The organism is Pseudomonas sp. 21, assembly GCF_000955805.1.
GTDB lineage: Bacteria > Pseudomonadota > Gammaproteobacteria > Pseudomonadales > Pseudomonadaceae > Pseudomonas.
Genome location: NZ_JYOA01000001.1, coordinates 269,002 through 278,629, shown reverse-complemented (window position 1 = coordinate 278,629; position 9,628 = coordinate 269,002). Strand labels below are relative to the sequence as shown.

The window sequence follows — 9,628 nt, the reverse complement described above, 5'->3', positions numbered from 1 at the left end:
GCTCGCTCCTACAAAATAAAGCCCCTGGCGTGACGCTTCTGGTTTGTTTCGGCGGCCTCCGAGTCGCTTTTTCCTGGACCTGTCTCGAGGGCTGACTGCTCTGGGTAGGAGCGAGCTTGCTCGCGAACCGCCCAGCACCAGAGGCGTCGGGGAATCCGTTCGCGAGCAGGCTCGCGCCTACAGAGTCCTGTAGGCGCGACCCGCCGGTCCGCCTCCGTTTACCAACCGTTACTCACGCCGGCCTCGTTTTTGCTTTATGTTCGGACCTGTTACCGATCCCCGAGCCGTCGTCCTAGCCATGAAGTTGCATCAACTCCGCGCCATCGTCGCCATCTGCGAGAGCGGCAGCATCCAGGAAGCTTCGCGCCTGCTGCATATCTCCCAGCCCGCCCTGTCCAAGAGCATCAAGGAGCTGGAGGCCGAGCTGGGCGTGCCGCTGCTGGTGCGTTCCAACCGTGGCATCACCGCCACCGAATACGGTGAGCGCCTGGTACGCCGTGCTCGACTGGTGGTGGAAGAAGTGCGCCGCGCGCGAGACGAGATCGAAACGCTCAAGGGCGCGATGGATGGCCGTGTGGCCATCGGCGTGTCACCGGTGACGCCCAGCCAGCAGTTCGCGACTTGCCTGCTGCGTTACCGCAAGCGCTACCCCAAGGTGCAATTGCAGATCAGCGAACTGCGCCCGGCCAAGCTGCTCGAAGGCCTGCGCGAAGGCCAGCTGGACCTGGTGCTGACCTCGCAACCGTCCTCGCGCAACATCGACGGATTCCACTGGCAGGAGCTCTACGCCCAGCCCACCACGCTGGCGGTGCGCAAGGGCCATCCGTTGCGCAATGCGCGCTCGCTGCACGAGCTGCTCGACGAGGAATGGCTGGTGCCCGACTCGCTGGACGTCTCCCTCGCCGGGCAGATGTTCGAGCAGTACCAGGTGCGCCACCCGGAGCGCGTCATCGAGTGTGCCTCGGTGGTGCTCTACGCGGAGCTGGCGGCCAACACCGATGCGGTGAGCTTCTGGTCGCGGCGGGTGTTCGACCTGCCGGTGGTCTCGGGCACCCTGGAGGCCCTGGACATTGCCGAGACCGTGCCGGGCACCGACATCTCGCTGGTCTGCCGCCCGCCGGAGCTGATGACCCGCGAGGCGCAGACCCTGGTGGACGAGCTGGTCTACGCCTTCAAGGGCCCGCACCTGCGCAAGGCCGACTGATCCTGGCTCGAGAGCGGCCGTCGATAACCAGCCTTGATAAGCATGCGCGAAGGTCATTATTCAGCGCCGCGCGCGTGGGGCATCCTGCCGGCCACATCAGAACAATGAGCAGGATGCGGCATGAGTCAGCACCCCACGATAGAAAGGCTTGCGGCAAGCACCGAGGATTTCGCGCGGATTCGCCGGGACCTTCACCAGCATCCCGAACTGGGCTTCGAGGAGGCGCGCACCGCCGCCATCGTTGCCGGCTACCTGCGCGAGTGGGGCTATGAAGTCCATGAGGGCGTCGGCGGCACCGGCGTGGTCGGGGTGCTGCGCCAGGGCAACAGCGCGCGCAGCATCGGCATCCGCGCCGACATGGACGCGTTGCCCATCGACGAGGCCAGCGGTGTTCCTTATGCCAGCCAGCACGCGGGCCGTATGCACGCCTGCGGGCACGACGGCCACACCGCGATCCTGCTCTGCGCTGCCCGCGACCTGGCCGAGCAGCGCCACTTCGACGGCACGCTCAACCTGATCTTCCAGCCTGCCGAGGAAACCCTCGGCGGCGCCGTGGCGATGATGGACGACGGCCTGTTCGAGCGCTTCCCGTGCGATGCGGTGTACGCGCTGCACAATGCGCCGGGCCTGCCGGTGGGCTGCTTCCTGACCCGCGAAGGCGCGCTGACGGCATCCTCGGACCGCGTGTCGATCCGCCTGACCGGCGTCGGCGGACACGGTGCCATGCCGCACCTGACCAAGGACCCGGTAGTCGCCGCCGCGGAGCTGGTGCTGGCGCTGCAGAGCATCGTCGCGCGCAACGTGCCGTCCACCGAGGTGGCCGTGGTGACCGTGGGCATGCTCAAGGCGGGGGAGGCGGCCAACGTCATTCCCGACCATGCCGACCTGCGCCTGAGTGTGCGCGCCACCAAACCGGAAGTGCGCGAGCTGCTCAAGCGGCGCATCGGCGAGATCACCCGTGGCGTCGCCGCCGTGCATGGCATGGAGCTGCAGTACGAGTACGAGGAGCTGGTGCCGGTGCTGGTCAACACGCCGGAAGAAACCCGACTCGCACGCCAGGTACTGACCGAACTGGTCGGTCCGCAGCGCCTGTTGTCCGAGGTCCCTTCGGGCTTCCTCGGCAGCGAGGATTTCGCCTGGATGCTCGAGCGTCGTCCCGGCTGCTACATCGCCCTGGGCAATGGCAACAGCGGCCCCAGCGGCTGCATGGTCCACAACCCCGGCTACGACTTCAACGACGGTGCCATTCCCTTCGGCGCGGCGCTCTGGGTGGCGCTGGTGGAGACTTCGCTGTCGAGTGGGGAGCAGGCATGAAACAGCGCACCGTAGTCCTCATCCTGCTGATGCTGGTGATGGTCATCAGCGTCCTGGACAAGACCATCTTCGCCTTCGCCGGCGCGCAGATCATCGACGAGCTGAAGCTTTCGCCAACCGAGTTCGGCTTCATCGGCAGTGCGTTCTTCTTCCTCTATTCCATCTCCGGCGTGCTGGTGGGCTTCCTCGCCAACCGCTTCCCGACGCGCTGGATTCTCGCTGGCATGTCGGTGGTATGGATGGCCTCGCAACTGCTGGTGGCGCTGTCCAGCGGCTTCGCCGCGCTGGTCGCCGGGCGCCTGTTGCTGGGTGCCGGCACCGGGCCGGGCACGGCAGTCACCCAGCACGCCTGCTTCAAGTGGTTCGGCCCGAAAGAACGCGTGCTGCCCTCGGCGCTGATCCAGGTGTCCATCATGCTCGGCGCGGTGCTGGGCGCGCTGAGCCTGCCGCTGGCGATCCAGCACTTCGGCTGGCGTACCGCGTACTTCCTGCTGGCGTTGCTCGGGCTGGTCTGGCTGGTCGTCTGGCTGGTCTTCGGCCGTGAAGGGCAGCAGACCGAGGAGGAGGGGCCGGGTTCGTCGCTGCGCCTGCCGTACAGCCGCCTGCTGCTCAACCGCAGTTTCCTCTGGATCACCCTGATGGGCTTCCTCAGCTACCTGCCCACCGCGCTGGTGTACAGCTGGGTGCCGGTGTACCTGCAGAAGGGCCAGGGCATGACGCCGATGCAGTCGGGCTACACAGTCATGGTGGTGACGGTCGGGGTGATCCTCGCCAACCTGCTGCTCTCCACACTGTCGCAACGGGCAATGAAACGCGGCGCCTCGGTGCAGCGCGCCATGGTACTGCCGCCGATGCTCTTCGCGGCGGTTGCCGGCGTGGCGTTCTGCGCGCTGACGCTGCTGCACGGCGATCGCCTGGCGATCCTGGTGCTCTACGCACTGGGCGCGATCCTGGTGAATGTCCTGCCGACCTTCTGCAACACCCTGGTCGCCTATATCGCGCCGAGCGCACAGCGCGGTTCGATGCTGGCCATTCACATTGGCGGCATGACCAGCGCCGGCATGCTCGCGCCCTGGATAGTCGGGCAACTGGTCGAGCTGCGCGGTGGCGACATAGCCCATGGCTTTGAGACGGCGCTCGGCCTGTTCGGCGTGCTCACCGTGGTCTGCGCCATCCTCGGCTGCCGGATCATCGCTCCCGAGCGTACCCGCCAGTCGCTGCAGGGCGAGCACAGCGAAGCGCCGCTCCCCGGTGCCGTCGGCCACGCCTGATCCCGTTCAAAGTCCTGACTCGTATCCAATCATCCGGAGTGGTGATGACCCCGTCTGCCTGTTTTTCCCAGAGCTACGCCGAAGCGCGTGGCAAGTTCCTCGCCGCCTGCCTCTCCGCCGGCCTGGTCGTCGAATCCCACCGCCATCCGCTGACTGGCCGCGACGGTGAGCCCCTGGCGCTGGACGTAGCGCGCAGCGGCCGCGCCGACGCGCAGAACCTGCTGATCATCAGCAGTGGCTGCCACGGTGTGGAGGGCTTCTGCGGCTCGGCAGTGCAGGTTGCGCTGCTCAACGACCCCGACTGGCTGGAACTCTGCGCCAAGGCCGATTGCGCGGTGCTCTACCTGCATGCGGCCAACCCCTACGGTTTTTCATGGTGGCGACGCTGGACCCATGAGAACGTCGACCTGAATCGCAACTTCATCGACTTCTCCCAGCCGCGCCAGCACAACCAGGCCTACGCAACACTGGACCCGATCCTGATACCGCGCCGCTGGCCGTCCTTCGCCAGTCACCTGCGTCTGCTGCGCTACGCCATGCACCATGGCCGCAAGCGATTGCAGGCGGCCATTTCCAGCGGCCAGGACAGCCATCCCAACGGCCTGTTCTATATCGGCGCGCAGCCGACCTGGAGCAACCAGGCCGTGCGCCAGGTGCTGCGCCAGCACGCCCGCGACTGCACCCGACTGGGCTGGATCGACGTGCACACCGGCCTGGGTCCCAAGGGCCACGGCGAGCGCATCTATGTTGGCGGCAACGATCCGCAGACCCTGGCGCGCACGCGCCGCTGGTGGGGCGATGAGGTGACTTCGGCGCACGAAGGGGGATCGGTGTCGGTGCAGTTGCAGGGGCAGATGATCCTGGCCGCCGCCAGCGAATGCCCGCAGGCCGAGCTGACCGCCATCGCCCTGGAGTACGGCACGCTGCCGGGGCTCAAGGTCCTCAAGGCGCTGCGTGCGGACCAGTGGCTGGCCAACAATCCCGGCGTGCCGGCGGACAAGGCCCGGCGTATCCATCGCCAGCTGCGCGATGCCTTCTACGTCGACGAGGATGGCTGGAAGCACCAGGTGCTGGAGCAGGCCGGCGAAGCGGCGCGGCAAGCCCTCGCCGGACTGGGCGAATCTCAGGCGATGCCGGCGCGCGCGTCGAGGTAGCCGGTGGTGAGCCGCCGCGACTCATCGGGGCGGCGCTGCCGGTCGGCCATGGGGATTTCCTCGAAGTCGGGACGCACGACGCCAGCCACTATCGGTGCATGGGGGCAGGCACAGTGGCTTGGGAAAACGCCAAGGGGGGGCGGCTCAGCGGCCGGGCAGCATCGGTGTCAGGTGCAGGATGTTCAGCAGGTGCGGAACGCGCAGCGGGTAGCAGGCCTGCAGGCGCACGCGCGCCTCGGAGAGGGTCATCTGACGGGAAAACGAGCGCAGCACAGTCTTGCCCAGGCAGTGACCGTCCTGAAAATGCACGAGGAATTCATTCATGGCGAAGCGACAACGAGGAAACACGCACGAGGTGGCGCACAGGGCGCGAATAATAACGACTTCGACGCGTTCATCGTTGCCATAAATCATCCTTTGCAGGAACTGTCCGACGGAACGCTCGTTCCGCCACCGGCCGAACCGACGACCGGCGGCGTCGGAAAAGACCTAAAGCCCAGAAACATGCTCGTAAGAGTAGTCCAGGCGCAACACGTTGTAGTCCAGCCGCATGCCAAAGGCATGCATGAAGAAGGCTTCCAGTTGCAGCTCCAGCGAGCGCGAGGTCAGCGTCGCCAGGCGCGCGCCCTGGCGGCGCGTGCGGCGGTTCACCGCGGTGAACTCCTCGTGGACTATGCCCTGGGCGGCCGGATCGGCAATCAGGCGATAGCAACTGTCCGGCAGGTCATCGCGCTGGGTGGCGCTAAGGCTGAGTTCGGGATGGCCGTCAGCGTTGGTGATCAGTTCCACGCTACAGCGCAGGCCTCGGTCGCGGGCGAAGCGCGAGGCCTCTTCGAAGGCCGGCAGGGCCTTCTGCAGGACCTGGATCTCGAAGGCGAGGAGGAATTGCTCGTCGAATTCGACGTCCTGGGTGTTCCGGGGTGCCTGGTTCAACATCGCCGGCATCTCCTGTGTCGATGAAACGAGAAAACTTTCGTAAGCGAGTCGGGATCGCCAAAGTTTCGTCATCGCGGCATTGCAGGACACAACGCACACAGTCGGCCAGCAATGCCATTTGCCTGAACGAAAGGCCATCTCACTGAAGCGGCGAGACCCTGTCAACGAGCATTCCTGCATAACGGCGCCCCGCGCAATAGCCAAGTGTGCACACGCCTGGCGCACGGCCTGTCGTGGCCATGGGCGACAGGATCGTCGGGGGGTGTAAAGTTTGCGTTACGATTCTCGGCCGCCCGCCGAGACTTCGGACGGGCGGCCATTCCTACTCAGAAGGCGAAGTCCTCCATCGCCAGGGCAGCGTCACCTCCCTCGACAATGGCCTGCGCGAGGCCCGGTGCGCGGGTGAGGAAATGCCCGGCGTAGAACTGTGCGGTGCACAGTTTGGCCCGGTAGAACGCGGCGTCGCCGTCGTTGCCGCTCAGGCGCTCGCGGGCCACCTGGGCGGAGCGCGCCAGCTGCCAGCCGCCGGTGACGATGCCGAACAGTTCCAGCAGCGGCACCGAGCCCAGTGCCACCTGGCGCGCCTGATCGTCGTAGTGGTTCACCACGTAGTTCACCGCGTCATCCAGGGCGTTGATCGCCGAGAACAGGCGATGGCGAATAGCGGCCAGTTGCGGGTCGTCGTCCGGCAGCGCCAGTCGCGCCTCGCGAAGGCGGGCGATCAGGGCGAATGCCGCCGCACCCCTGTCGCGGGCAATCTTGCGACCGATCAGGTCGAGCGCCTGGATGCCCGTGGTGCCCTCGTAGATCGGCGTGATCCGCGCGTCGCGCAGGTGCTGCGCGGCGCCGGTTTCCTCGATGAAGCCCATGCCGCCATGGACCTGCACGCCGAGGGAGGCGATGTCCACCGCGTTCTCCGTGCACCAGCCCTTGATCACCGGGATCATCAGCTCGACGAAGGCTTGCCGTTCGCGGCGTACCGCCTCGCTCGGGTGGCTGTGGGCCAGGTCGGTTGCCAGCGCCACTTCGCAGGCCAGCGCGCGCATGGCTTCCACCCGGGAGCGCATGGACATGAGCAGGCGGCGCACATCGGGGTGGCGGATGATCGCGGCCTTCTCACGGCCCGGTACGCCAATCTCCGTGCCCTGGATTCGCAGCCGGGCATAGGCCACCGCGCGCTGATAAGCCCGTTCGGCCAGGCCGATGCCTTCGATGCCGACGGAGAATCGAGCCGCGTTCATCATGATGAACATGTACTCCAGGCCGCGATTCTCTTCGCCCACCAGCCAGCCGCTGGCGCCGCCCTGGTCGCCGAAGGCCAGCACGGCGGTCGGGCTGCCGTGGATACCGAGCTTGTGCTCGATGGAGACGCAACGCACGTCGTTGCGCTCGCCCAGGCTGCCGTCGGTGTTCAGCAGCACCTTGGGCACCACGAACAGCGAAATGCCTTTCACGCCATCCGGCGCCCCCGGCACGCGGGCCAGCACCAGGTGGACGATGTTGTCGGTGAGGTCGTGTTCACCGTAGGTGATGAAGATCTTCTGCCCGAATACCCGGTAGCTGCCGTCCGCCTGCGGCTCCGCGCGCGTACGCACGGCGGCGAGATCCGATCCGGCCTGGGGCTCGGTGAGGTTCATGGTGCCGGTCCATTCGCCGCTCACCAGTTTCGGCAGCCAGGTCTGCTTCAGCTCCTCCGAGCCGCGCAGCTCGATGGCCTCGATGGCGCCACGGGTGAGCATGGGGCACAGGCCGAAGGCGACGTTGGCGGCGTTCCACATTTCCTCCACCAGCGCCGAGAGCAGGCGCGGCGCCCCTTGGCCACCGAAATCGGCCGGGCAGGAGAGGGCGTTCCAGCCGTTGTCGGCGAACTTCCCATAGGCTTCGCGCCAGCCGTCGGCGGTGCGTACGTCGCCGTCCTGCCACTTCGCGCCCTGGCGGTCGCCGATGACGTTCAGCGGCGCCAGCACGCCCTGGGCGAAACGGGCGGCCTCGTTGAGGATGGCGTCGACCAGTTCGGCATTCATGTCCTGCTGATTCGGCAGCTGATTCAGTGTGTCGAGCAGTTGCAGCTCACGCAGGACGAACTGCATGTCGCGCAGCGGGGCGATGTAATCACTCATGGCGAAACTCCTGTTCGAGGGGCGTGGCTTCATTCCGGGGCGGGGGTTATCCGGCCGCCAGGGAAACGCCGGTCTGCGAAGCTTGAGACCGGCACAAGGCGGTGAAGGTGCCAACGTTGTGCGGCGCAGGCCGTCAGGCCGACCAGTGCCGGGCGCGTAGAATGCCGTCGAGGGTGCGGCTGATGGCGGTGCAGTTGCGCACCATCTCCATGCGTTCCCAGGTCGCCTGTTCGCCTTCGCGCAGCAGTTGCCGCAGCTCGGCCAGCGGCATCGGCGCCAGCAGCTTGAGCGGGTTGTGCCAGCGTTTGCCGAGGAAGATGTTGATGTCGGCGATGTAGTCCTGCACCAGCACGCTGTAGCTCAGGTGCTGCCAGCGGGCGAGGGTGGGATTGCGGATGCGCAGGTGGTCGCGGCCCAGTCGCAGCAGGTGGGTGGCGACGCCTTTGCTGAGGCGTATCTGCTGGTTGAATGCACTCTGCAACAGGTTCGGCTGGGCGTTCGGGTTGGGCGTGAAGAGCAGCGCGGCGGGATTGGCCATGCTGGAGATGAAGTGGTTCACCCCGTACAGGCGGCCCAGGCGCTTGGCGGGCAGATCGTCGAGGAAGGAGCCGTCGATCCACTGTTGCTCCGGCAGGTAGGGCACCTGGAGGCCCGCAGCGTTCTTCGCCTGCAAGGTCACGGGGGGATAGATGCCGGCAATGGCGCAGGAGGCCATGACCGCCGAGCGCACCAGCACCGTTGGCGCGGTGATGGCGTTGAGCAGGCGCGGCGCCTGGCGTGGCTCGAGTCCCGTGACGGTGATGTTCAGGTGGCGGCCGCTGACCTTGTAGGCTTCGGCGAAGGTCAGGTCGGGAATCAGGCGCTCCAGGTAGCTGGCCAGGTCGCCGGCCTCCAGGGCGGGGCGCGTCCTTCGGCGGCGCTTGCGCGCGTCGCCCTGTGGTTGCATCAGCAGCAGTTCCGGCTGCAGCTTGTCGAGCATGTCCGAGTTGGCGTGGGTGCAGGCGATGGAGGCCAGGATCGAGCCGGCACTGGAACCGGAGATGATGCTCGGCAGCATGCCTTCTTCGAACAGTGCCTTGAGCACGCCGGCATGGAAGTAACCCAGTACCGCGCCGCCGCTGAGCATCAGAGCGGAACGACCGAAGCACTGGCTGGCGCGGAGGAAGAAGTCCTTGCGCTCGTCCAGCGCGATGATGCTCTCGTCGAGGCCGTCGATGGCCTGCAGCGCCAGGCAGACTTCCTCGATGTACTGGTGGATCAGGTGCTTGGTGCCCAGGTTGGCGCGGCCATAGAGCACGGCTTTGCCCATGCCGGCGAGGTTGCCGTGGATACCCTCGTTGAGGACGAACATCAGATTGGCGTAGGCACCGGCATTGCGCATGCCGCGCAGGCGCTCCATGCGTTGCCGTACCGTGCGGTAGTCGTAGTCGCCGGAGACTTCGTTGCCGCGCCAGTCGTCCATGCCGGTCGCGTGGTCGAGGGCGGCGGCGTGCTCCGCCCATTCCTGGTAGCTGTGGGCGTGGTCCATCTTGTCGCTCAATTGCCGCACCGCTGACTTCTGCCTGAACATCGGGACTCTCCCTGTTCGCTGATGGTTGACGGCGGCGCGCGAGGCCTCCCTGCCTTTCA

General features: G+C 66.5%; 8 protein-coding genes. 4 read left to right on the top strand and 4 right to left on the bottom strand.

Features of this window, described 5'->3' with window-relative positions:
* Positions 1 to 298 precede the first annotated feature (298 nt).
* From UB43_RS01150 to UB43_RS01135, 4 genes are all read left to right on the top strand, one after another.
* Positions 299 to 1,204 (top strand): LysR family transcriptional regulator, encoded by a 906-nt coding sequence (locus tag UB43_RS01150; protein ID WP_045207586.1) that lies wholly within the window; start codon positions 299 to 301, stop codon positions 1,202 to 1,204.
* A gap of 120 nt (positions 1,205 to 1,324) precedes the next feature.
* A complete protein-coding gene (locus UB43_RS01145) occupies positions 1,325 to 2,518 on the top strand; it encodes a M20 aminoacylase family protein (protein WP_045207584.1) in 1,194 nt (397 codons plus the stop codon).
* Complete coding sequence (locus UB43_RS01140) at positions 2,515 to 3,789, top strand: MFS transporter (RefSeq protein ID WP_045207578.1); 1,275 nt, start codon at positions 2,515 to 2,517, stop codon at positions 3,787 to 3,789. Before UB43_RS01145 ends, UB43_RS01140 begins: the two co-directional genes overlap by 4 nt.
* Before the next feature lie 44 nt (positions 3,790 to 3,833).
* Positions 3,834 to 4,943 carry a M14 family metallopeptidase gene (locus UB43_RS01135; protein ID WP_045207576.1) on the top strand — a complete coding sequence of 370 codons (1,110 nt, stop codon included), beginning with the start codon at positions 3,834 to 3,836 and terminating at the stop codon, positions 4,941 to 4,943.
* A 144-nt stretch (positions 4,944 to 5,087) separates the two neighbouring features.
* On the opposite strand, the gene UB43_RS01130 is transcribed toward UB43_RS01135, so the two are convergent.
* The 4 genes from UB43_RS01130 to UB43_RS01115 all read right to left on the bottom strand — a co-directional run bounded on the left by UB43_RS01130 (position 5,088) and on the right by UB43_RS01115 (position 9,569).
* Positions 5,088 to 5,267, bottom strand: a complete 180-nt coding sequence (locus UB43_RS01130; RefSeq protein ID WP_024762799.1) for a hypothetical protein — start codon at positions 5,265 to 5,267, stop codon at positions 5,088 to 5,090.
* Positions 5,268 to 5,432: 165 nt separating this feature from the next.
* Positions 5,433 to 5,879: a hypothetical protein gene (locus UB43_RS01125; RefSeq protein WP_045207574.1), complete on the bottom strand. Its 447-nt coding sequence runs from the start codon at positions 5,877 to 5,879 to the stop codon at positions 5,433 to 5,435.
* 326 nt (positions 5,880 to 6,205) lie between these two features.
* The gene (locus UB43_RS01120) at positions 6,206 to 7,999 is read right to left on the bottom strand and encodes an acyl-CoA dehydrogenase (RefSeq protein ID WP_045207572.1); all 1,794 of its coding nucleotides are present in this window, start codon (positions 7,997 to 7,999) and stop codon (positions 6,206 to 6,208) included.
* Between the two features lie 133 nt (positions 8,000 to 8,132).
* Positions 8,133 to 9,569 (bottom strand): patatin-like phospholipase family protein, encoded by a 1,437-nt coding sequence (locus UB43_RS01115; protein ID WP_045207570.1) that lies wholly within the window; start codon positions 9,567 to 9,569, stop codon positions 8,133 to 8,135.
* Between the last annotated feature and the right edge of the window lie 59 nt (positions 9,570 to 9,628).

Excerpts from the sequence above, each read along its gene's own strand:
- UB43_RS01150 (WP_045207586.1), top strand. The coding sequence starts at position 299 with ATGAAGTTGCATCAACTCCGCGCCATCGTCGCCATCTGCGAGAGCGGC.
- UB43_RS01130 (WP_024762799.1), bottom strand. The coding sequence starts at position 5,267 with ATGAATGAATTCCTCGTGCATTTTCAGGACGGTCACTGCCTGGGCAAG.
- UB43_RS01140 (WP_045207578.1), top strand. The coding sequence starts at position 2,515 with ATGAAACAGCGCACCGTAGTCCTCATCCTGCTGATGCTGGTGATGGTC.
- UB43_RS01135 (WP_045207576.1), top strand. The coding sequence starts at position 3,834 with ATGACCCCGTCTGCCTGTTTTTCCCAGAGCTACGCCGAAGCGCGTGGC.
- UB43_RS01145 (WP_045207584.1), top strand. The coding sequence starts at position 1,325 with ATGAGTCAGCACCCCACGATAGAAAGGCTTGCGGCAAGCACCGAGGAT.
- UB43_RS01120 (WP_045207572.1), bottom strand. The coding sequence starts at position 7,999 with ATGAGTGATTACATCGCCCCGCTGCGCGACATGCAGTTCGTCCTGCGT.
- UB43_RS01125 (WP_045207574.1), bottom strand. The coding sequence starts at position 5,879 with ATGTTGAACCAGGCACCCCGGAACACCCAGGACGTCGAATTCGACGAG.
- UB43_RS01115 (WP_045207570.1), bottom strand. The coding sequence starts at position 9,569 with ATGTTCAGGCAGAAGTCAGCGGTGCGGCAATTGAGCGACAAGATGGAC.